Here is a 21,571-nt window from a genome sequence, read left to right on the forward strand (position 1 = left end):
GTCAAAATCCGGGATCAGGCGACCCACGATTGCGGGTCGCCTGTTTGGTTCGAGAAAACGGTCCTAGCCGTCTTTCTGGTCGTAGGCCGTGCCCCAACCCCACGCGCCCGAGCCAAACCCGCGCGCGACGACGCGCTCGCGGTAGATGGCCGAGACCACGTCGCCGTCACCGGCAAGCAGGGCTTTGGTGGAACACATCTCGGCGCAGATCGGCAGTTTGCCTTCGGCGATCCGGTTGCGACCGTATTTGGCGAACTCTGCGGTCGAGTGCGTTTCCTCGGGGCCGCCGGCGCAGAAGGTACATTTGTCCATCTTGCCGCGCGATCCGAAGTTGCCCGCCTGCGGGTATTGCGGCGCACCGAACGGGCACGCGTAAAAGCAATAGCCGCAGCCAATGCACAGGTCCTTGGAGTGCAGGACGACACCTTCTTCGTTCTGATAGAAGCAGTCGACCGGGCACACCGCCATGCAAGGCGCATCCGAACAATGCATACAGGCCACCGAGATCGAGCGTTCGCCCGGGTTGCCGTCATTGATCGTCACCACCCTGCGGCGGTTGATACCCCATGGGACCTCGTGCTCGTTCTTGCACGCGGTGACGCAGGCGTTGCACTCGATGCAGCGTTCAGCGTCGCAGAGAAACTTTGCTCTAGCCATTAATCGTCCTCCTTACGCTGCCGAGATCTTGCAGAGAGTCGCTTTGGTCTCCTGCATCTGGGTCACTGAGTCATAGCCATAGGTCTGGGCGGTATTGGAACTTTCACCCAGCACATAGGGGTCAGCGCCTGCGGGGTACTTGTCCCGCAGATCCTCGCCCTGGAAATGGCCGCCGAAATGGAACGGCATGAAGGCCACGCCGGCACCGACCCTGTTGGTCAGCATCGCCATCACCTTGACCTTGCCGCCTTCGGGACCTTCGACCCAGACCTGTTGCCCGTCACGGATACCAAGGTTGTTGGCATCGCGCGGGTTGATCTCGACGAACATGTCCTGCTGCAACTCGGCCAGCCACGGGTTCGACCGGCTTTCCTCGCCGCCGCCTTCATATTCAACCAGACGACCTGACGTCAGGATTATCGGGTAATCCTTTGAAAAGTCGTTCTTCTGGATCGAGGCATAAAGGGTGGGCAGGCGATAGGCCTGACGGTCCTCGTAGGTCGGATAGTCCTCCACCAGGTCGCGCCGGTTGGTATAGAGCGGCTCGCGATGCAGTGGGATTGGATCCGGGAAGGTCCAGACAACCGCGCGGGCTTTGGCGTTCCCGAAGGGCGCACAGCCATGCTCGATCGCGACCCGCTGGATACCGCCGGACAGGTCGGTTTTCCAGTTGGTCTCTGGTCCCGCAACGGCGTCAATGGCCGCACGTTCCTCGGCCGTCAGATCGCCATCCCAGCCAAGATCCATCAGCATCTGCATCGTGAATTCAGGGTATCCATCCTGAATTTCCGATCCGACACTATAGACCCCTTCGGCCAGCAGGTTGTCGCCATCGCGCTCCACGCCAAAGCGCGCGCGGAAGGTCAGGCCGCCTTCGGCCACCGGTTTGGACATGTCATAGAGGTTGGGTGTCCCCGTATGACCCATCTCTGCCGTGCCCCAGCAGGGCCAAGGCAGACCATAGTACTCGCCGTCATTGGGTCCACCAATGGCTTGCAGCGTGGTTCTGTCGAACGTGTGCTGGTTGGCCATATGGCTTTTCAAACGTTCCGGCGACTGACCGGTATAGCCGATGGTCCAGAGCCCCGAGTTGAATTCGCGCGTGATGCTTTCAACATTCGGGGTTTCGGGGTCCTCCATCTCGATATTGCGGAAAAACCGATCCGCCCAGCCGAACTTGTTGGCGAACTTGGCCATGATGACCTCGTCCGGCAGGCTTTCGAACAACGGATCAACCACCTTGTCGCGCCATTGCAGCGAGCGGTTCGACGCCGTGACCGAGCCACGGGTTTCGAACTGCGTACAGGCCGGCAGCAGGTAGACGCCGTCGGTGCGGTCATGCAGAACGGCGGAAACGGTGGGATACGGGTCGATCACGACCAGCATGTCCAGCTTTTCCATCGCCGTCTTCATTTCCGGACCCCGCGTCTGCGAGTTCGGCGCGTGGCCCCACAGAACCATGGCACGGACATTATTGTCCTGATCCATGTTCGCCGGGTCCTCCAGAACGCCGTCGATCCAGCGGGAAACCGGGATGCCGCGCTCGTTCATCAGCGGCTTGTCCTTGCCTTCCTTGTCCTTGATCGTGGCGAACTGACCCTTCAGCCAGTCGACATCTTCACCCCAGACGCGGCTCCAATGCGCCCAGGCACCGTTGGACAGACCGTAGTAACCGGGCAGAGTGTGGGACAGAACACCAAGGTCTGTTGCGCCCTGCACGTTGTCATGGCCACGGAAGATGTTGGTGCCGCCACCCGAGGTGCCCATGTTGCCAAGCGCAAGCTGCAGCACGCAGTAGGCGCGGGTGTTGTTGTTGCCATTGGTGTGCTGGGTGCCACCCATGCACCAGATCACCGTGCCCGGGCGGTTGTTGACCATGGTCCGGGCAACGCGCTTGAGCTGCGAGCCGGGTACTCCGGTCACGCGTTCGGTTTCTTCCGGCGTCCAGTTGGCGACCTCTTCCTTGATCTGGTCCATGCCCCAGACACGGGTGCGGATGAACTCTTTGTCCTCCCAACCGTTGTCGAAGATGTGCCACAGGATACCCCAGATCAGAGCAACGTCTGTGCCGGGGCGGAAGCGGACATATTCATCCGCATGGGCCGCCGTGCGCGTAAAGCGCGGGTCGCAGACGATCAGTGGGGCGTTGTTCTGCTCTTTCGCGCGCAGAACATGCAGCAGCGAGACAGGGTGCGCCTCGGCCGGGTTGCCGCCGATGATGAAGATGGCACGTGAGTTGTGGATGTCGTTATACGAATTGGTCATGGCGCCGTAGCCCCATGTATTCGCAACACCCGCAACAGTGGTCGAGTGGCAGATACGCGCCTGATGGTCCACGTTGTTCGTGCCCCAGTAGGCGGCGAACTTGCGGAACAGATAAGCCTGTTCATTATTGTGCTTGGCCGAGCCCAGCCAGTACACGCTGTCCGGCCCGGATTCGGCACGGATGCTCATCATGCCGTCGCCGATCTCGTTGATCGCCTCTTCCCAGCTGATGCGCTTCCACTCGCCACCTTCTTTTTTCATTGGATACTTCAGACGGCGCTCGCCATGGGCGTGCTCGCGGACCGAGGCCCCTTTGGCGCAGTGCGCACCCAGGTTGAACGGGCTGTCCCAGCCGGGTTCCTGCCCGACCCAGACGCCGTTCTGCACTTCGGCGACGACTGTACAGCCGACCGAGCAGTGGGTGCATACGGATTTGATGTTTTCGACGGCCTGATTGGCCGCTGTCTGGGCACTGGCTGGCGTCACGGTTCCACCCGTGGCGCTGATCGCGGCGAGGCCGCCGATCGTCAGGCCCGAGCCACGCAGGAATGCGCGGCGATCGACGGTTTTTTCGCCAATCTGGGACAGGATACTTGTCCGCTGGGGGCGTCTCGCAACCCCGTTGGTCTTTTTCCTAAGCATTTCTTTCCTCCCTTGCGCGCCGTGTTAGCCACGGCTGGCTTGGTACTGCGGGTGCCGACGTCAGGGCCAATCGCAACCGTCAGTCGGGTCGTGACATCGTCCGGTTCGGAACCGGGCGCTGTCGTCGCGGCTCAGAAGCGCGCGCTTTTCAGGTAGGCGCGGGTATGCGCGGTATCCTGAATTCGGGTTTCGTCCGTCGGCAGCTCTGCTGCTTCGGCTTCTCCGCTCAGACTGGCGGCGGCGACGGCAGCAGGCGCTGCGGTTCCGGCCAGCTTCAGGAAGTCGCGGCGCGTGGCGCCTTCTTCCTTGGTCTTGCTCATGGGCTTCTCCTTTCCCATTTGCGATCTAGCGCCCGATCAGGCGCTGGCGAGTGGCAGCGGTTCACGCTGCCGTCATCCGGAAGGCCTCTCGTTCGATTTCCATGAACACCCGACCGGCCGTGCCGACCGAGGCGTAGAGAACCGAGTTTTCAGCGGCTTCCAAATCCGCGTAGAAATGCGTGGCCCAGGGGCCGATATGTTTGCTCCAGAATGCTTTCTGATCATCCAGTGTGGCCGGTGAGCCAAAACGCCCGACGATCATGCCCGCCATCATCTCCATCAGCGAGGCAATGTTGTCTTCGGGCTCAAACACGTTTTGCGCCCGCGTGATGCCGCGCGCGGCCATGTCATTGCGCAACTGAGCCAAAGGTTTTTCATTCAGGAACCCGGTCAGATAGAAGCTGGCATAAGGCAACAGTTCACCGCGCCCCAGCCCAATGAACAGCGCATTGAATTCCCGTTCCGCGGCCGCAGGTTTGGTGACCTTGGCGACCCGTGCCATGGCCTGAATGGCCTGACCCAGATCAGTGTCGTCACCGCTCAGACCCGCGACCTGATCCAGCAGCATCTGGTCCGGTGGGGCCGACAGCAGCAGCCCCAGAAAATTGTAGAAATCCGCGCGCAGGCGATCCTCGGCTGAGACATCCAGATTTTGCGCGTTGCTTGCGGTCATTGGGTCATCCTTCGAATTCAAACTTCATGCGGCGCGGGGCTGGGGGCGTTTCCACCTCTTCGGGGTCATCTGTTTCGGCGACCATGGCCGGAACGGGTTCCTCCGGCACCTCCGGTTCTATATCCGGTTCCGGTGCTTTGGGCGCTGCTTCCGCCTCTCTTTCTTCTTCGTGCGCAGCCAACGCCTCGATATGCGCCAACATGCCTTTGCCCACCTGATAGGCTGTCGGAATGTTCTCGATCACGCAGGCGGCGTCGGTATAGTCCTCGCCGTAATCGACCAGCCCGTCCACATTGGCGAGAACCGGGTTCAGCCGCCACAAGCGCCGCAATGCCCGACGGCGCAGCCGGTCGGGAACGGCCTTGGCCATAAATCCGGAAACGTCATCACCTGCCTGCAACTGATCGGGGTCGGGCAGGTTGAATTCCGCCAAAATCTCGGCATCTGTCTTTTCTTCCAACTCGGCCTGTTGCGCGGCGACGGCCTGTTCCTCTGCCGCGATAACCTCAGCCTCGGCCTCGGCCTGAACGGCGGCCTTGCGGCGTGACCAGAAATCGCGGGCTTCGGTCATTGCACGACCCTCCGCGGCGCGCGGTAGACGTCGGAAGCCTGACGGATCCGCGCATCGCCCTTGCCGTCTTCTACAAGGTCCGTCCGCTTCTTGTCGCGGCGGCGCTTGACGAAAACCTCATCACGGTGATGTTCCAGAGCAAAGTCGCGAACCCAGGCGATCAGTCCTTCGGACATGGGGATTTTCTCGACGATCTCCTCACCGGTGTCCGCGTAATCCTGCCCTTCGAACGGGGAAGCTGTGACAAGTACGGCATCCATGGGCCGGTCGCCATCCAGCGCATCCCGAAGAACAAGGTAGATCGAAGGTTGCCCATCCGAGAGGTTGACCATATAGGCCTCGGTCTCGTCCGCCCATAAGGTCAATGGTAGGGTCGCGGCGTGATACTCGACCGCTTCACCCTCGCGGCGCAGTTCCAACCAGTCAGCCGGCCCGGCCCCGGGCAGGACCGCAACGGCGCGCCAGTTCCACTTCGCCCAGCGGGTTACACCAGGTGTTTTGCGCACGACGACGCCAATCGGCATTTCGATGTGGCTTGCGGCCTTGGCCACTTGCTCCTCCCCGGAAGGCTCTCCCCTGCCTTCCCTTGGGTCCACTATGGTACACAAAGCCCATTTGTGCCAAGCTTATATTGCGGCCAAAAGGGCTTGATCACCAATAATTTAACTTGTGAATTTCCGATCAATTTTATCGGAAAAATCGGCTGTGTTCGCGTTGATTTGACTGCGGATTTCTTGGAAACGGCCCGAGTTTGGATTGCCACATTGCAGATACGGTCTAATGTGCTGAGCATAAGAATATATCCGGGGGAGGATATGGCTACCAAACTTCTGTTGTGCGACTGCGAAGGAACGCAGTCAGTTGACGCCGACCGGATCGCCTCGGCTTGCGACGTTGAATGCCCGAAGGCGCATACAGCACTGTGCACCCGCGAAATTGCTGTGGCTGCCGAGTTCTTGAAGGGCGACGCGCCGGTTCTGATTGCCTGTGGGCAGGAACAGGATGTGTTTCGCGAACTAGCAGAAGACATTGGTGCCGACGCCCCCGCTTTCGTAGACCTGCGGGACCGGGCGGGCTGGTCTGCTCAGGGTACGGACGCCGGGGCAAAAATGGCCGCGCTGGCCGCCGAGGCGATGTTGCCGCATCCAGTTACACCCAGCCTGGACGTTATCAGCGAAGGGACCTGTTTCATTGCCGGGCCCGGTAGCGTGGCCTTCGATCTGGCCGAACGTCTGGCTCTGACGCTGGCGGTGACAGTGCTGACCACGGACGACACAGAGCCAACATCGCGCTCCTTTGACGTGGTGCGGGGGCGTATCCGCGCAATCCGTGGTGCTTTGGGCGGGTTCTCAATACACCTTGACGCGGTGCAACAGTTGCTGCCCGGCGGTCGCGGCGCATTTGCCTGGTCGGAACCGCGAGACGGCGCGCAATCCTCCTGCGATGTTGTTCTGGACCTGACCGGCGGCACTCCGCTTGTACAGGCCCCCGCCAAGCGTGAAGGGTATTTGCGCGCTGATCCCAGGGATGCCATCGCAGTCGAGCGTCTGGCCTTCGACGCGGCGCAACTGGTCGGTACTTTTGAAAAGCCGCTATACGTTCGGCTGGAAGAGACGCTGTGCGCCCATTCCCGCGCGGAACAGGTCGCCTGCACCAATTGTCTGGATATCTGCCCGACGGGTGCGATCACCCCGGCGGGAGAGCACGTTGCCATCGACCCGATGCTTTGCGCCGGGTGCGGGGAATGCGCCGCGCTTTGCCCGTCGACCGCCATCACCTACGAAGACCCGCCGGTTTCGGCCCTGCTGTCGCGGATGCACATTCTGGCGCGCACTTATCGGCGGGCGGGGGGCCACGCGCCGCGTCTGCTGGTGCACGACGCCCACGGGGCCGAGATGATCCGACTGGCCGCCCGGTTCGGGCGCGGCCTGCCCGCAGACGTCGTTCCACTGGAGTTGAACGTGGTCTCGGGCTTTGGTCATGCCGAAATGCTGGCCGCGCTGGCGCATGGGTTTGCGCGGGTCGATATTCTGCTGGCCCCGACCACGGAACGCGATGCATTGGACCGCGAGCTTGTGTTGGCGCAAGCAATAGGCGGACAGGACGGAATGGGGCTGATCGACGAAGCCGACCCGGATGCCCTGTCCGACCTGCTTTACGCTCAACAGGTTCCTGCGCCCTTGGCCGACCCTGTTCTGCCTTTGGGGAACCGCAGGCAAATCGCCCGGTTGTCTGCACAAGCCCTCAATCCGCAGGCCGAGGCGCCATTGCCGCTGCCGGATAATGCGCCCTATGGCTCGGTTGCTGTGAACACGGACGCCTGCACATTGTGCCTGAGCTGTGTATCGCTCTGCCCGTCGGGTGCGCTGCTTGATAACCCGGACAAGCCGCAGCTTAATTTTCAGCAGGACGCCTGTCTGCAATGCGGCTTGTGCAAGGGTATTTGCCCCGAGGATGCCATCAGCCTTGTCCCACAGCTGGACCTCAGCGATGCGGCCCTGTCCCAGCAGGTGCTGAACGAAGAGGAACCGTTTGCCTGTGTGGAATGCGGGGCGCTGTTTGGTGTGAAATCCACGGTCGAGCGGATCATGGAGAAACTGTCAGGCACGCACCCGATGTTTGCCACATCGGAACAGGCCCGGATGATCCAGATGTGCGACAATTGCCGGGTGAACGCGCAGTTTCAGCATCAGGACAATCCGTTTCAGTCCAAGCCAAAGCCCAAGGTCGTCACGACCGAGGATTATTTCTCGCAAAGAAAGGATCACTGAAGCTGCAGCGGTGCGCCCAGATCGGCGGCACGGATACCCGCGACGAAGGCCAGGATCGCCTCAAGCTCGTCCTGCGTCATTTCGACCGGATGAATGGGTGACGGGCGCTGGGGGTCGAACGGCGGGGTAAGCCCGTCAATCTGGGTAAAGGACGGATGGGGGTTGAGCGCAAAGAACGCCTGGAACCGTTCCGACCAGTCGGGCATGGCGCGCAAAACCGCGAAAGAGGGTGTTGAACCAAGCCCGTTCATGCGGTTCCGGGGTCCGATCACATGGCACCGACCGCAATGGGTCATGGATAGCTTTTCGCCTTGTGCCGTATCCCCGTCGACAACCGTATCCGCCGGTGCTGCCGTGACAGCGAAGCTGGCCGAGAAGGGCGCGCCCTGATCCGGGACAAAGCTCTCGACCGTGCGCTTGCCGATATCCGACAGCAGCCAGTCCCGGAACCGTTCATGTCTGGCGTTGTCCCTGATCCGCAGGTGATAGATCACGCCATCGCGGGCAAAGACCGGATCGCCGGGCGGGGCAGTTTCCAGCGCCAGAACGCCCGCATCATCCGCAATAACGCGTATCCCGGTCTTGAGAGAGAAGCGCGGAAGGATATGTTGCAACAGACCAGAGTTTGTAACCTCGGCCGGGGCCGCGAGGCCAATTGCCTCTTGTGACCAAGAGGGGGTGGCAGAGAGCGTCAGGCTCAGGCACAAAAGGACAAAGCGCATGGTTCAGCCTAGCGGCCCGGCACCAAATGCGTCAATTGAACAGAAAGAGACGGAGACACATGCAATGAGCGGCGACCGGAGTTTGTCGATACGCACGGCCCTGAAGGCAGGGCGCATCAAGGAGACTGACGCATGAGTGTTCGTGACGCGGTTCTGACGAACCTGAAAAAGATCACTGATCCTGTCTCGGGTCAGGACATCGTCAGCGCCGGTGTCGTCCGCGCGCTGAATGTCGAAGGTGACACGGTGCGCTTCGTGCTTGAGATCGACCCAAAACAAGCCGAGCGGATGGAACCGGTGCGCGTGGCTGCCGAACAGGCCGCGCAACTGGTCGATGGAGTTGCCAAAGTGTCGGCCATGCTGACGGCCCATTCCGATAAGGCGCCGCCGGATCTGAAACCCAAGCCTAAACCCTCGCAGACCGGCCCGCAGGCGGTGCCGGGCGTGGATCGGATCATCGCGGTCGCGTCAGGCAAGGGCGGGGTCGGAAAGTCCACGGTCTCGGCCAATCTCGCCTGTGCTTTGGCCGCCGAAGGCCGTCGCGTTGGCCTGCTGGATGCAGATGTCTATGGGCCGTCACAGCCCCGAATGCTGGGTGTCTCAGGTCGCCCCGCCAGCCCCGATGGCAAAACCATCCTTCCGCTGCGCAATCATGGCGTCACAATGATGTCGATGGGTCTGATGGCCAATGAAGGGCAGGCGGTTGTCTGGCGTGGTCCGATGCTGATGGGCGCGCTGCAACAGATGATGAGCCAGGTGCAGTGGGGCGCTCTGGACGTGCTGATCGTCGATTTGCCGCCGGGCACAGGGGACGTGCAGCTGACCCTGAGCCAGAAGTTCAAGGTGGACGGCGCAATCGTCGTTTCGACACCGCAGGACGTGGCCCTGATCGACGCCCGCAAGGGGATCGACATGTTCAACCAGCTCAAGACGCCGATTGTCGGCATGATCGAGAATATGTCGACCCATATCTGCTCGAATTGCGGGCATGAGGAGCATGTGTTCGGGCATGGCGGTGTTGCGTCCGAGGCCGAAGCGCTGGGCGTTCCGCTGCTGGGGGAAATCCCGCTGCATCTGGACATCCGCGTCGCGGCGGACGGCGGCGCACCTATCGTCGTCAGTAAACCCGATAGTGCTCAGTCCGATGCGTTCCGCAAGATCGCCCGCGACATGATCGCCAAGGGATACGCATGACGCAGCCGGTCTTTCCCCCGTTGCTGACGGGTCATCCGGTGCAGGGTGGGGAAGACCCGTTCGAGCGCGCGCAAGCCATGGCAGCGTTAGGATGTGATGCGGGAACAGTCGTCTACAACATTCAGGCCGACCGGCTGCGCGTTGCCATCGTTTTTGCGCCCGAGGTTCCGTTGCGGGATGCGATGGCCATGCTGCCGCTTTGCGCCGTGGGGTTTCAGAATGCGCTGGGCGCGCTGGCCCCGCCAGAAGTGGCCGTGCATCTGGGCTGGGACGGGCTGATCTGTGTGAATGGCGCCAAGTGCGGGACGTTCCAGGCCGCGGCCTCGTCCACCATTGCGAGCGAGGAACCGGACTGGCTGGTGATCGGATGGGAACTGGCGTTGTTGCAGACCGGTGATGCGCCGGGTGAAACCCCTGATATCACGGCGCTTTACGATGAAGGCTGTGCCGATGTCTCGCCCGTTCAACTGGTTGAAAGCTGGTCACGCCACATGCTCACTTGGCTCAACCGCTGGCAGGAGGATGGTAATGCTCCCCTGCATGGCGAATGGATGGGCTTGTTGCGCGGTGTCGGCGAACCTTTTGGCGATGGCGGCGTGTTTCTGGGTACAGACGAACGGTTCGGAATGCTGATCCGCAATGGTGTGGACACGCGGCTGCGCCCGTTGACGGAATTGTTGAAGGCGGGATGATGAAACTTGCGCGCGCGATACATTTTGACGAAAGCGACATGAATGTCTTTCATTCGCCAGCCCGAACCGGGGAATGGTGCATTTCCGGAGGGTTTGAATTTTCCAACTGGGGGCAGGCGGATCTGGAAGGCAAGGCACGGCAGGCGTTTTCCAACGGCTGGCTGGGGGTCGAAACCTTTGGGCGCGTGACCTTCGTGGCGGTCACCCGGATGGAGCAGGCCGAGATGGACCGGGTCGTGGAAAATCTGGCCGCGCACTTCGTGCAGTTCTATGGCGCACCCTCGGTCGAGGCCGCTCTGGGCGTCGCGCAGACCGAGATCGCGCATATGGCCGAGTTGTGCGAGGAGCACGCGCCGAATACGCTGCTGACGGTCGCGCGCGAATTGTCCGAAACCGGCGTCCACGAAGCGTTCCGAATCATCATCCCGCAAGAGACCCAGCTTGAGGCGTTGGCCGTTCACGGCTCGCTGGATGACTAAGGGCTAACCTGCAAGCCGGGGGTGCATTTCCAATCGCATTGGGGAAGCCTCGGCGCAGGACAGGTCGGTGCTGTAGCCAAGCGCGTCGAAATCCTGCCAGTACAGGTTGGTTACGGCTTCCACCAACTCAGCACTGTAATAGTCAGAGAAGTCTTTCCGCTTTGACTGGTTGATATGCGTCAATTCAATGCCAGCGTGCAAATTGCGGCACACATCGCGAAAATCGGCCTCCACCGTTTCCACCCTTCCGACTTTTTTCACCAGGCATTTCCTGTCCGTATCCATGAAAAAAGAGGTCTGGGCCGGAGCGGCTTCCGGTCTGCCAAGGATGAAGGAGACAAATTCGCTGAAGGTCAGATCACGAACTTCGTGGTGCAGATAGTGGATCGGGGTTTGTTGGATGTAATGGAACAGCGAAACCATGCGGTCGAAGGGGTTTCTGACAAAGGTGAAGCTGTACATCTGCCAATATTGGTCGCCCAGATGCTCAATATACTCCGGTGCCGTCGCGTGGTCCTTAAGTCTTTCGATCGGATTGATAATTTTGTCGCCGTAAACGCGTTTGGAGACACTGTTTGCCAATTTTTGAAGCGGATTCAGTTTCCAGAAATGCTCATGAAGCGCCGCAGAAACCGATGTACCGGCATTCTTGGGAATATGGACAAATACAAAGTTGTTTTTTGTACTGATCATGCTGCGCTAGCCGTTCCATTGGTTAAGCTCGGACAGCCCTAGCACATATTCGGATCTGAGGTTTAGATCAAATCCGCAAAACCGCCGAACTGGCCGCGTTTGAAGATCAAACCTTTGCCGGTGCGGTACATGACCGTTTCAACTTCGCCCACGATAATGAGGTGGTCGCCGGCCTCATGCCTGGCGTGAAGCTGGCAGTCGAAACGGGCCAGACAATTGGACAGGTGCGGACGGCCTTTTTGATCCGTGTCCCAGTCGGCATGGGAAAAATCCAACCCGTCGCGCGCAAACCGCAGCGCCTGATCCTGCTGTTCTTGCGCCATCACATGGATGGAATAGTGCTGGCAGGCGTTGAAGGATGCAAACCGGTTGGATTCTTTGGCCAGACACCACAGGACCAGGGGCGGCTCCAGCGAAACCGAGGAAAACGAATTGACGGTGATTGCCCGCGGGCCGCGGTCCGTGTTTGTCGTGATCACCGTTACGCCGGTTCCGAAACATCCCAGCGCCTCGCGAAAAGCGATGTTCTGATCCGGGCCGGGCGAAAAGGTCTTTTCGGTCATTGGGTGCTCGTTCGATAGTCGCGCATCAGGTGCCACGACCTGCTGGAATTGTCCATGAAAAGCTGAATCCGGTGCATATATTTCAGCGGTCAGTTCAGGTCTTCCAGCAGGCGGCCGTGTTTGCGGGTTGCCTCGATAACCTCGCCAAAGGTGGTCATGCGGCGCGCCCGCAACATCGGCAGCATCTTGACCAACGCCTCGGCGGTGGCGACTGCGTCACCCAGGGCCGTGTGACGCAGGTCTTGCGGTATCGTGACCTCAAGCCGTTCGCACAAGGCGTCCAGCGTATGGGTGTCGCTTGCGCCAAACAAGACGGCCGACAGGAGAACAGTGTCCAGAATGGGGTGGTCCCACTCGACATTCATGCGCTTGGCGTGGCGCCGCAAAAAGGCCATGTCAAAGGGCGCGTTATGCGCCACGATCACCGCGTTATGCGCAAATTGGTGAAAGATGCGCCCTGCCTGACCGATGTCCGGTGCGCCCGCGACCATACGGTCATTGATCTTATGCACCCTGGTCGAGGCCGGAGGGATTGGGATGCCGGGATCAACCAGCATGTCCAGGCGTTCGCCATCGACTATCCGCCCGTTGACCACCCGTACCGCGCCGATCTGCACGATTTCATCTTTGTGCGGCAGCAGCCCGGTGGTTTCGGTGTCGAAGACGACGAAGCACAAGTTATGTAACGCAAGTTCTTCGAACTTATCTTCGGTGTCGCTGTGCAGCAGGTCGAAATCATAGGTCAGAGGCCGGGCGGCTTCGGGAGGGATGTTGGCAATGCTGTCTTCGAAAATAAGAAGATAGCCGGGCGCGTCGCCCAACGGCTTCATCCGGGCGGAATAGGATTGCGTGCCGTCGATGCTGTTCAGCTTGCATTGAACCTCAAGCCCCGACTTGGCGAGTTTCGCGTATGCTCTTTCCAGCGGTTCAGGCAGCAGATACTCAAAAAGCGATGCGTTCAGGCGGGGGTGGGAAATCTGTGCCAGGACGCCGGCGGCCTGTCCGTCATAGAGCACAATCTTGTGGGTCGGGCTTGCAAGTACCATGGCGACCGGAATTTCGGTCAGCAGGGCCGTAAGCCTGCGTTTTTCGACGGACAGATGCGCCGTTTCGGCGGCCACGGCCTCGGCAATGTCCATGGTTTTGTCGGACAGCTGATCCGCCAATCCGGCCGCGGCGGGCGCAAGGTCGCCCAGAAAGCGCGCCGTGTGCGTGTCAACATCCGTGCTGACCCCGGCATGCGCACGGGCGCGCAACTGGGCCGACAACCGTTCGATCGGTTTGGCAACGTTGTCGTCAAACAACAGCCAAACGGCAACGATCAATGCCACGAACCCAAACCCCATCAGGATTTCGGCAAAGATGAATGCGCTGGCCAGATCCGGATCCGCTGCGCGTTTGTAGCTGACCCAAAGCGCGAGGGCGCTTACAGCCAGGCTGCCAAGGGCCAGAAGGCAGAAGAACAGGAAAATTCTCAGGCGCAGGCTCAGCCGGACCAGCATGTCACACTCCGCAGGTTGCCTCGATTATCGGGTCATCTTTGCCACCGGTGATCCAGTCCGCGTTCAGCAATTGACCTTCGGTGCCAAACTCGGCCCCATCTGCGAGGTTGGCGCGCAGGTTTTCGGCACAGTCAACGGCAACCGGCAGTTTGGAAACCGGCGCCCACCGGCCAAAGAAATAAAGGTCAACAAGTCGCTGTTCAGGAACCAGGTCGTTGGTGCGGACCGAGACCGTGTCAATCGCCGCAAAGCGGTCCACAAAGGGCACGGCATAAGTCCAGGGGCGGTAAAAGGCGCGGCTTTCGACCTCTTGTATGATGGTCAGACCATCCGGAAGCGCATCGCGCGTGCGGTCGTACCAGGAATATTCGCTGGAGATCGTCACGCCGATCATGCCAACCCCCGCAGCGACCGGCGCGGCCCAGCGGGGCAGGCGGCCACCCGACAGTTTGTTGACGACCATTACCAAACCGGCAAACGCGAAGCCTGCGAAGATGGTGCCGATAAGTTCCAGAAACATAGTGTCGCTCCGAATTAAAGGCGCTTGCGCCCATTCCTTGGTCAGCCGGGATCAGCCGAGAATTCCTTTGCCATGACCAACCGCAGATTGCATCGTTTTTACAACAACGAATGCGTCCCGCAGATGACTTCGCTCAAAGTCGGACAAGCTGGACGGTGGCAGATAGTTGTCGGGTTCTTTTTCGGATTTGACCAGCCTGACCTGATGCTCAAGGCGCGCTTCGGCGATCAGATCATAGGCGTCCAGCAAGTCCCGCGCGCCTGCGGCGCTAAGCACGCCTGCCGCCTCGGCAGCTTTCAGGCGGGCGCGGGTGTTGGCCTCGGTCAACTGACCTTGCAGGCTGTAGACGCGGGCCAGATCGACGACCGGCACAACGCCGTTGTGCTTGAGGTCCAGCGTATTGCGATGCTCGCCCGAGCGGATGGTGGCAAACCCACGCAGCAGGCCAAGCGGCGGCGTGTGTTTTAGCGAGTTCGAGATCATGTGGGCCACAAAGATCGAATTTGCGTTTGCGGCAGCAAGGGTATCGGCCTGAAGATCGGAAAACAGGTCGAACGCCCCTCCGATCGGACGCAGGTCGAACATGACCGAGGCCAGCATCTGCGCCTCGGGGTTTGGTTTGGCAATCCAGCCGTGGAAATAGTCACGCCAGACGCGCACCGGCTGACACCAGCGCGGGTTCGTGGCCATCATGTCGCCGGGACAGTAGAAATAGCCACAGGCGTCCAGCCCGTCGGAAACAAATTTCGCAAGGTCTGCGAAATAGGCCATGTCTGCATCGCCTGCGCTGTCATCCAGCATCAGGCAATTGTCCTGATCCGATACGCCGGTCTGTTCCTGCCGCCCCTGCGAGCCGCAGGCCAGCCACAGGTACGGCACCGGGGCGGGGCCCAGCTTCTTTTCGGCAAGCGCCAGAAGGCGTCTTGTCGCCGTGTCCGCAATATCGGTGATCAGGCGGGTTACGATTTCATGCCGGTTACCTCCGGCAACCAGTTGCACCAGCAATTGCGGAATTTCCGCCGTCACCGCGGCCATCTGCTCGGCCGTATCGGCATGCGCGATGCGCCGGACCAGCTCGGCCGAGTTCACGGCCTGATAATGAGTCAGATCCGTCTGGGTTACGATGCCGACCAGCTTGCCGCCTTCGGAAATCGGGATATGGCCGACACCGCGTTCCATCATGACATGCAGAACATCTGACCCGATGTCCGACGGTGACAGGGTGACCGGATCAGATGTCATGATCGACGCAACCGGCGTATCACTGGCCATCGCTCCGGCCACGTACTTGCCCGAGATGTCGCGCAGCGTCGCTATGCCAAGCAGCGCCTCGCCGTCGGTCACGCAGAGTGACGAGATATGGCGGTCGCGCATCATGCGCGCGGCTTCCTGAACCGGCATGGACGGAGGGCAGGTGGCCGGGTCGCGGGCCATCAGGACGTCGATAGAACTGGTCGCAAGGCTTTGCGGGCCGGTCCGCTCTCCGCGCGTTCTGTTGAAGAATTGAGCGACGACGTCATGGCCGTCGATCAGCCCGCGCACCAGATCCGGCGGCAGAACGATCAGCACAGACGGCGTGTGCGCCCGCGCCTTGGTTGCGGCCTTGCCGTCTTTCAACAGCCCGCGTTCCCCAAACGAATTGCGCAGACCCAGGTGCGAGACGACCGAGCCGTTCTCATCCGTGATTTCAACCTGTCCTTCGTAAATGACAAACACCCCGGGCAGCGTGTGGCCCAGTTCGTAAACAGGAAAGTCCTCTTCGACCTCCCAGACTTCGATCTGCTTCGCCAGTTCGTCCAGCGTGTCGGCGGGCAGGGCGTCATAGGGGTGAACGGATTTCAGGAACCGGGTGATCTCATCATGGGACAGGGGCATGGAACGGTCCTCGTCTTCCGGGTGAAAAAACCCGCCCGGTGGAATGCCGGGCGGGAACAGTGGATCGAATGACGCGGTCAGCGACGGAGGTTACTGACCGCATCGAACTCAGTGATCCTGAGCTGCACCCGCACCACGGGGAATGCGGACGCTTTCGACCAGATCCTTGATCTCCTGCGGGGTCTCCTTGGTCATGCCTGCAACCGTGTAGGCAACCGCAAAGTTGATCATTGCACCGATTGCGCCGAACGAAGTCGACTTGATCGGACCCAGCAGCGGGTCAGCATCGGTGAACGAGTTGGTGCCCGGGATGAACAGCCAGCCCTTGTGCAGGAAGATGTAGACCAGCGTTACCGTCAGACCAGCCAGCATACCCGCGACCGCACCGGTGTTGTTGATGCGGGTCGAGAAGATCCCCATCATCAGCGCCGGGAAGATCGAGGCCGCCGCCAGACCGAACGCCAAGGCCACGGTTTGCGCCGCAAAGCCCGGCGGGTTCAGACCCAGATAGGTTGCAACAACGATGGCCACAGCCATTGCAATCCGCGCCGCCAGAAGTTCACCCTTTTCAGAGATCGACGGGTTGATTGCACCTTTGACAAGGTCATGGGACACGGCCGACGAGATCGCCAGCAGCAGACCCGCAGCGGTCGACAGTGCAGCCGCAAGACCGCCGGCCGCGACCAGACCGATCACCCAACCGGGCAGGTTGGCAATCTCGGGGTTGGCCAGAACCAGGATGTCGCGGTTGAACTTGGTCAGCTCGTTACCGACCCAGCCTTTTTCTTCTGCCAGCGCCTGCATGTCGGCATTCGCATCGTTGTAGTACTGGATCTTACCGTCGCCGTTCTTGTCTTCCCAATCCAGCAGACCGGTTTTCTTCCATGTGGCCATCCAGTCATAACGCGGATCAGTGTCGATTTCCTCGACCGAAACGGCACCGCCTTCAATGCCACCGTTGGGCCACATCATGTCGGTGATGTTCAGACGGGCCATTGCGCCAACCGCAGGGGCGGTCAGGTACAGCAGCGCGATGAACACCAGCGCCCAGCCGGCGGACCAACGTGCATCAGACACTTTCGGCACGGTGAAGAAGCGCATGATGACGTGCGGCAGACCCGCAGTACCGATCATCAGCGACAGGGTGAACAGCACCATGTTCAGCGTGTTCGAGTGGTGGGCCGTATAGTCGTTGAAGCCCAGCTCGGTCACGATGGCGTCCAACTTGGTCAGCAGAGGCTCACCGCTGGCGGTGTCACCAAACAGACCCAGTGCCGGAACCGGCGTGCCTGTCAGCTGCAACGAGATGAAGATGGCCGGGATGGTATAGGCGGTGATCAGCACGCAGTACTGAGCGACCTGAGTGTAGGTCACGCCTTTCATCCCGCCAAACACCGCGTAAGCGAACACGACGCCCGCACCGATCAGCAGACCGGTGGTGTTGCTCACCTCAAGGAAGCGGCCAAAGGCCACGCCCACGCCGGTCATCTGACCGATCACGTAGGTCACCGACGCAACGATCAGACAGATCACCGCAACGATACGCGCGGTCTGGCTGTAGAAACGGTCGCCGATGAATTCCGAGACGGTGAATTTGCCGAACTTGCGCAGGTAAGGGGCAAGCAGCAGCGCCAGCAGCACATAGCCACCGGTCCAACCCATCAGGAAGGTCGAGTTGTCATAGCCGGTAAAGGCAATCAGGCCCGCCATCGAGATGAACGAGGCCGCGGACATCCAGTCCGCTGCTGTCGCCATACCGTTGGTGACCGGGTGAACGCCGCGACCAGCGGCGTAGAACTCGGATGTGGATCCCGCACGGGCCCAGATCGCGATGCCGATGTACAGCGCGAAGGACGCGCCGACAAACAGCAGGTTAATGGTAAACTGGTCCATGCTGATTACTCCTCGTCCACGCCGTATTCAGCGTCCAGCTTGTTCATGCGCCAGGCGTAGTTGAAGATCAGCACCAGAAAGACCAGAATTGATCCCTGCTGTGCGAACCAAAAGCCCAGATCGGTACCGCCAACGGCGATCCCCGATAGCATCGGACGCAGCAGAATGCCGAATCCAAACGACACCAGCGCCCAGATCGCGAGGCTGATGTAGATGAGGCGCAGGTTGGCCTGCCAATAGCCCTTATCGGCTTCGGCAGTCTGCGCTGAGTTTGTAGATTGATCCGCCATTGCGGGTTCCTCCTTCGCTTCCCTCTGTGACGGTCCGCATCCGACTCCTCCAGTGTCGCGGACCGCCTCCCGATTGCACCTGACGGTGGGTTGACGTCAGGCATAACTTCTCCGGTCCGCCAGGGCGGGTCCTTTGAAGCATTCATGTAAAGGATCAAAGCCTTGGGGCTTTTCTCCTCCCCTTAGTTCATTGCCGCACCAACGATCCTTTCGAGATCGCCGGCGATGTCTTCGATCTTGCCCATGGCGTCGGTGCGTTGCAGGACGCCATGTGACTCGTAATAGGTGATTAGCGGCGCGGTCTGCGCGTGATAGGCCTGAAGGCGCGAAGCCACCGTTTCCGCGTTGTCATCGGCGCGGCGCTTGAACTCAGTATGTCCGCACTTGTCGCATTTGCCGTCTACGGCGGGTTTCTTGAACGTGTCGTGGAACCCTTCACCGCAGCCCCCGCAGGTGAAGCGGCCCGAGATGCGGATCACCATTTCCGAATCTTCAACCTCAAGGCTGATCGCGGCGCTGATCTTCTGATCGCTTTCCGACAGCAACCCGTCCAGCGCCTCGGCCTGAACCGTTGTACGCGGGAAACCGTCCAGAATAACGCCCTTGGCGCAGTCCGGTTCGGCCAACCTGTCGCGCAGAATGGCAATGACGATCTCATCGCTGACCAGATCGCCGGCTTCCATCACGGCTTTGGCCGCCTGTCCGGCGTCGGTTCCGGCGGCAACAGCCGCCCTCAACAGGTCACCGGTGCTGAGCTGCACCAGACCGAACTTGTCCTCCAGCACCCGCGCCTGCGTGCCCTTTCCGGCGCCAGGAGGGCCGAGAAGGATCAGAACGGTGGGTGTGGTGATCGTGGTCGCGTCCATCACATCCTCACTTGTTCGCACGGTTTTCGATCAGGTCTTCGACCACCGACGGATCGGCAAGGGTCGAGGTGTCGCCCAGCGAGCCAAAATCGTTCTCGGCGATCTTGCGCAGGATACGGCGCATGATCTTGCCCGAGCGGGTCTTGGGCAGGCCGGGGGCCCATTGGATCACATCCGGGCTGGCAATCGGGCCAATCTCGGTCCGGACCCATGTGCGCAGCTCCTTCAGCAACTCGTCCGAGGGTTCGCGATCATTCATCAGAGTGACATAGCAATAGATGCCTTGTCCTTTGATTTCATGCGGATAGCCAACCACGGCAGCCTCAGCCACGGCAGCGTGGGCCACCAGTGCGCTTTCCACTTCGGCGGTGCCCATGCGGTGCCCCGAGACGTTGATCACGTCGTCCACGCGGCCAGTGATCCAGTAATCGCCATCTTCGTCCCGACGACAGCCGTCGCCGGTGAAATAGTAGCCCTTGTAGTCCGAGAAGTAGGTTTTCTCGAACCGCTCATGATCGCCCCAGACGGTGCGCATCTGACCGGGCCAGCTGTCCTTGATGCACAGCACGCCTTCGACGCCGTTGCCGTTGATTTCGACACCGGATTGCGGGTCCAGCACAACCGGCTGCACGCCAAAGAAGGGCTTCATGGCCGAACCGGGCTTCATCGCATGCGCGCCGGGCAGGGGGGTCATCATGTGACCGCCGGTTTCGGTCTGCCACCAGGTGTCGACGATGGGACAATTGCCCTTGCCGACTACCTCGTTGTACCAGTTCCAGGCTTCGGGGTTGATCGGCTCACCCACCGTTCCCAGCAGGCGCAGATCGCTCAGATCGTGTTTCTCGACCCATTCGTTGCCCTGACCCATCAGCGCGCGGATCGCGGTGGGGGCGGTGTAGAACTGGTTGACCTTGTGCTTCGCGCACACTTCCCAGAAGCGGCCCGCGTCCGGATAGGTCGGCACGCCCTCGAACATCAGCGTCGTCGCGCCATTGGCCAGCGGGCCATAGACGATATAGCTGTGCCCGGTGACCCAGCCGACATCCGCCGTGCACCAATAGATATCGCCTTCGTGATAGTCGAAGGTGATCTCGTGCGTCATCGCGGCATAGACCAGATATCCGCCGGTGGTGTGCACCACGCCCTTGGGCTGACCGGTTGAACCGGAGGTATAGAGAATGAACAGCGGATCTTCGGCATTCATCTCGGCCGGGGCGCAATAGTCATCAGCCTCCAGGGCCATTTCGTTGTAGTCATAGTCGCGGTCGGCAATCCAGGTGGTCTGACCACCAGTGCGCTTGACCACCAGACATTTGACGGTGTCCTTGCAGTGCAGCAGCGCCGCGTCCGCGTTGGACTTCAGCGGTGTCTTGCGGCCGCCGCGCGGGGCCTCGTCCGCGGTAATGACGACCTTGGCGTCACAACCGTTGATCCGTGCAGCCAGCGCGTCAGGTGAGAATCCGGCAAACACGATGGAGTGGATGGCGCCAATACGAGCGCAGGCCAGCATGGCATAGGCCGCCTCGGGGATCATCGGCAGATAGATCACAACCCGATCGCCTTTGCGCACGCCCATGGACTCAAGAATATTGGCCATGCGGCAGGTGCGGCGGTGCAGTTCGGCATAGGTGATATGCTGGGCTGCGTCGTTCGGATCGTCGGGTTCCCAGATAATGGCCGTCTGGTCACCGCGGGTTTTCAGGTGACGATCCAGGCAGTTTGCCGAAACGTTCAGCGTGCCATCAGCGTACCAGTTTATACCAACAGAACCAAAGTCATAGCTGACGTCCTTAACCTGTGAGAAAGGCTTGATCCAGTCGATCCGCATACCATACTCGCCCCAGAATGCGACGGGATCGTTGATCGAGGCCTGGTACATTTCATTGTACTTTTCGGCATCGATGTGGGCGCGCGAAACGGTTTCAGCGTTCGGCGGATAGACGTTGACCCCTTCCTGGGCAGCGGTTGTCATACTGAGGCTCCTCCCTCTGGACTAGATTTGACCGGATCGCATGTTGCCCGCAGACTGAACAGGCACCGTCGATCTGCTTCCTCCCCGAGAGGAATAATACTGAGAACTGAAAACAAAGAAATAAATTACAGAAATCTCACGATTAGTTTGTAAAGAACTTTTTCTTCACTCGTCAGTTTTGTAAATTTTCTGACATCCGGATAAAAAATGGTATTTGAATCAACAGATAGTCTGTAACAAAATTCTCCGTCTTGCCTCAATGATTTGCGCTCCGTGCGCCACCGCCCGGATTCTCCTCACAGTTGTTAGCGTATGACGTTGATCCCGGGGGTAGCGCGCATACCCCGTCCGGGGTTGGCACATTCCGATGTTGGCGCTAGCTTTGTGGCCAAGCGCTCGGACAAGGGGCGC

Annotated in this window: 20 protein-coding genes; 4 read left to right on the top strand and 16 right to left on the bottom strand. The window is 60.3% G+C overall.

Annotated elements, in window-relative coordinates; translation table 11 throughout:
• Window positions 1-63: 63 nt before the first annotated feature.
• The 6 genes from fdh3B to ACXAC3_RS11275 all read right to left on the bottom strand — a co-directional run bounded on the left by fdh3B (window position 64) and on the right by ACXAC3_RS11275 (window position 5,679).
• The gene (gene fdh3B, locus ACXAC3_RS11250; RefSeq protein WP_037307340.1) at window positions 64-657 is read right to left on the bottom strand and encodes a formate dehydrogenase FDH3 subunit beta; all 594 of its coding nucleotides are present in this window, start codon (window positions 655-657) and stop codon (window positions 64-66) included.
• Between the two features lie 12 nt (window positions 658-669).
• Window positions 670-3,564, bottom strand: coding sequence for a formate dehydrogenase subunit alpha (locus ACXAC3_RS11255; RefSeq protein WP_475159900.1), 2,895 nt, complete (start codon window positions 3,562-3,564; stop codon window positions 670-672).
• A 131-nt stretch (window positions 3,565-3,695) separates the two neighbouring features.
• Entirely contained in the window at window positions 3,696-3,884 is a 189-nt protein-coding gene (locus ACXAC3_RS11260; protein WP_475159904.1) for a ubiquinol-cytochrome c reductase iron-sulfur subunit N-terminal domain-containing protein, read from the bottom strand.
• A gap of 61 nt (window positions 3,885-3,945) precedes the next feature.
• Window positions 3,946-4,557 (bottom strand): TorD/DmsD family molecular chaperone, encoded by a 612-nt coding sequence (locus ACXAC3_RS11265; RefSeq protein WP_475159906.1) that lies wholly within the window; start codon window positions 4,555-4,557, stop codon window positions 3,946-3,948.
• 4 nt (window positions 4,558-4,561) lie between these two features.
• Window positions 4,562-5,128, bottom strand: a complete 567-nt coding sequence (locus ACXAC3_RS11270) for a DUF3306 domain-containing protein (RefSeq protein WP_475159912.1) — start codon at window positions 5,126-5,128, stop codon at window positions 4,562-4,564.
• Window positions 5,125-5,679, bottom strand: coding sequence for a DUF3305 domain-containing protein (locus tag ACXAC3_RS11275; RefSeq protein ID WP_475159916.1), 555 nt, complete (start codon window positions 5,677-5,679; stop codon window positions 5,125-5,127). The genes ACXAC3_RS11270 and ACXAC3_RS11275 overlap by 4 nt, the downstream gene beginning before the upstream one ends.
• A gap of 264 nt (window positions 5,680-5,943) precedes the next feature.
• On the opposite strand from ACXAC3_RS11275, the gene ACXAC3_RS11280 reads away from it, so the two are divergent.
• A complete protein-coding gene (locus ACXAC3_RS11280) occupies window positions 5,944-7,899 on the top strand; it encodes a 4Fe-4S binding protein (RefSeq protein ID WP_475159920.1) in 1,956 nt (651 codons plus the stop codon).
• Here ACXAC3_RS11280 and ACXAC3_RS11285 read toward each other — a convergent pair.
• On the bottom strand, window positions 7,893-8,621 hold the full coding sequence (locus ACXAC3_RS11285) for a c-type cytochrome (protein WP_475159922.1): 729 nt from the start codon (window positions 8,619-8,621) through the stop codon (window positions 7,893-7,895). The genes ACXAC3_RS11280 and ACXAC3_RS11285 overlap by 7 nt on opposite strands.
• Window positions 8,622-8,753: 132 nt before the next feature.
• On the opposite strand from ACXAC3_RS11285, the gene ACXAC3_RS11290 reads away from it, so the two are divergent.
• The 3 genes from ACXAC3_RS11290 to ACXAC3_RS11300 are packed head-to-tail and all read left to right on the top strand — an operon-like array spanning window position 8,754 to window position 10,986.
• Window positions 8,754-9,815: an Mrp/NBP35 family ATP-binding protein gene (locus ACXAC3_RS11290; protein ID WP_475159925.1), complete on the top strand. Its 1,062-nt coding sequence runs from the start codon at window positions 8,754-8,756 to the stop codon at window positions 9,813-9,815.
• Window positions 9,812-10,507, top strand: coding sequence for a biotin/lipoate--protein ligase family protein (locus ACXAC3_RS11295; protein WP_475159928.1), 696 nt, complete (start codon window positions 9,812-9,814; stop codon window positions 10,505-10,507). The genes ACXAC3_RS11290 and ACXAC3_RS11295 overlap by 4 nt, the downstream gene beginning before the upstream one ends.
• Complete coding sequence (locus tag ACXAC3_RS11300; protein WP_475159930.1) at window positions 10,507-10,986, top strand: DUF6505 family protein; 480 nt, start codon at window positions 10,507-10,509, stop codon at window positions 10,984-10,986. Before ACXAC3_RS11295 ends, ACXAC3_RS11300 begins: the two co-directional genes overlap by 1 nt.
• 3 nt (window positions 10,987-10,989) lie before the next feature.
• On the opposite strand, the gene ACXAC3_RS11305 is transcribed toward ACXAC3_RS11300, so the two are convergent.
• From ACXAC3_RS11305 to acs, 9 genes are all read right to left on the bottom strand, one after another.
• On the bottom strand, window positions 10,990-11,679 hold the full coding sequence (locus ACXAC3_RS11305) for a sulfotransferase family 2 domain-containing protein (RefSeq protein WP_475159933.1): 690 nt from the start codon (window positions 11,677-11,679) through the stop codon (window positions 10,990-10,992).
• Between the two features lie 62 nt (window positions 11,680-11,741).
• Window positions 11,742-12,242, bottom strand: coding sequence for a flavin reductase family protein (locus ACXAC3_RS11310; protein ID WP_475159935.1), 501 nt, complete (start codon window positions 12,240-12,242; stop codon window positions 11,742-11,744).
• 89 nt (window positions 12,243-12,331) lie between these two features.
• Window positions 12,332-13,744, bottom strand: a complete 1,413-nt coding sequence (locus tag ACXAC3_RS11315) for a 3'-5' exonuclease (RefSeq protein ID WP_475159937.1) — start codon at window positions 13,742-13,744, stop codon at window positions 12,332-12,334.
• Window position 13,745: 1 nt separating this feature from the next.
• Entirely contained in the window at window positions 13,746-14,264 is a 519-nt protein-coding gene (locus tag ACXAC3_RS11320; RefSeq protein WP_475159938.1) for a hypothetical protein, read from the bottom strand.
• Between the two features lie 51 nt (window positions 14,265-14,315).
• Window positions 14,316-16,139, bottom strand: coding sequence for a DUF294 nucleotidyltransferase-like domain-containing protein (locus ACXAC3_RS11325; RefSeq protein WP_475159944.1), 1,824 nt, complete (start codon window positions 16,137-16,139; stop codon window positions 14,316-14,318).
• A 108-nt stretch (window positions 16,140-16,247) separates the two neighbouring features.
• Window positions 16,248-18,032 (bottom strand): sodium:solute symporter family protein, encoded by a 1,785-nt coding sequence (locus tag ACXAC3_RS11330; protein WP_475159951.1) that lies wholly within the window; start codon window positions 18,030-18,032, stop codon window positions 16,248-16,250.
• A 5-nt stretch (window positions 18,033-18,037) separates the two neighbouring features.
• Complete coding sequence (locus tag ACXAC3_RS11335; RefSeq protein ID WP_475159963.1) at window positions 18,038-18,322, bottom strand: DUF4212 domain-containing protein; 285 nt, start codon at window positions 18,320-18,322, stop codon at window positions 18,038-18,040.
• Window positions 18,323-18,504: 182 nt separating this feature from the next.
• Window positions 18,505-19,188, bottom strand: a complete 684-nt coding sequence (locus ACXAC3_RS11340; RefSeq protein ID WP_475159972.1) for an adenylate kinase — start codon at window positions 19,186-19,188, stop codon at window positions 18,505-18,507.
• A gap of 7 nt (window positions 19,189-19,195) precedes the next feature.
• Entirely contained in the window at window positions 19,196-21,160 is a 1,965-nt protein-coding gene (acs, locus tag ACXAC3_RS11345) for an acetate--CoA ligase (protein WP_475159978.1), read from the bottom strand.
• Between the last annotated feature and the right edge of the window lie 411 nt (window positions 21,161-21,571).

It is taken from the genome of Ruegeria sp. ABV4_181 (genome assembly GCF_056158465.1).

Coding starts and splice junctions, on each gene's coding strand:
- ACXAC3_RS11330 (WP_475159951.1), bottom strand. CDS start 18,032: ATGGACCAGTTTACCATTAACCTGCTGTTTGTCGGCGCGTCCTTCGCG.
- ACXAC3_RS11285 (WP_475159922.1), bottom strand. CDS start 8,621: ATGCGCTTTGTCCTTTTGTGCCTGAGCCTGACGCTCTCTGCCACCCCC.
- ACXAC3_RS11270 (WP_475159912.1), bottom strand. CDS start 5,128: ATGACCGAAGCCCGCGATTTCTGGTCACGCCGCAAGGCCGCCGTTCAG.
- ACXAC3_RS11335 (WP_475159963.1), bottom strand. CDS start 18,322: ATGGCGGATCAATCTACAAACTCAGCGCAGACTGCCGAAGCCGATAAG.
- ACXAC3_RS11295 (WP_475159928.1), top strand. CDS start 9,812: ATGACGCAGCCGGTCTTTCCCCCGTTGCTGACGGGTCATCCGGTGCAG.
- ACXAC3_RS11260 (WP_475159904.1), bottom strand. CDS start 3,884: ATGAGCAAGACCAAGGAAGAAGGCGCCACGCGCCGCGACTTCCTGAAG.
- ACXAC3_RS11255 (WP_475159900.1), bottom strand. CDS start 3,564: ATGCTTAGGAAAAAGACCAACGGGGTTGCGAGACGCCCCCAGCGGACA.
- acs (WP_475159978.1), bottom strand. CDS start 21,160: ATGACAACCGCTGCCCAGGAAGGGGTCAACGTCTATCCGCCGAACGCT.
- ACXAC3_RS11265 (WP_475159906.1), bottom strand. CDS start 4,557: ATGACCGCAAGCAACGCGCAAAATCTGGATGTCTCAGCCGAGGATCGC.
- ACXAC3_RS11325 (WP_475159944.1), bottom strand. CDS start 16,139: ATGCCCCTGTCCCATGATGAGATCACCCGGTTCCTGAAATCCGTTCAC.
- ACXAC3_RS11340 (WP_475159972.1), bottom strand. CDS start 19,188: ATGGACGCGACCACGATCACCACACCCACCGTTCTGATCCTTCTCGGC.
- ACXAC3_RS11290 (WP_475159925.1), top strand. CDS start 8,754: ATGAGTGTTCGTGACGCGGTTCTGACGAACCTGAAAAAGATCACTGAT.
- ACXAC3_RS11280 (WP_475159920.1), top strand. CDS start 5,944: ATGGCTACCAAACTTCTGTTGTGCGACTGCGAAGGAACGCAGTCAGTT.
- ACXAC3_RS11300 (WP_475159930.1), top strand. CDS start 10,507: ATGAAACTTGCGCGCGCGATACATTTTGACGAAAGCGACATGAATGTC.
- ACXAC3_RS11305 (WP_475159933.1), bottom strand. CDS start 11,679: ATGATCAGTACAAAAAACAACTTTGTATTTGTCCATATTCCCAAGAAT.
- fdh3B (WP_037307340.1), bottom strand. CDS start 657: ATGGCTAGAGCAAAGTTTCTCTGCGACGCTGAACGCTGCATCGAGTGC.
- ACXAC3_RS11320 (WP_475159938.1), bottom strand. CDS start 14,264: ATGTTTCTGGAACTTATCGGCACCATCTTCGCAGGCTTCGCGTTTGCC.
- ACXAC3_RS11310 (WP_475159935.1), bottom strand. CDS start 12,242: ATGACCGAAAAGACCTTTTCGCCCGGCCCGGATCAGAACATCGCTTTT.
- ACXAC3_RS11315 (WP_475159937.1), bottom strand. CDS start 13,744: ATGCTGGTCCGGCTGAGCCTGCGCCTGAGAATTTTCCTGTTCTTCTGC.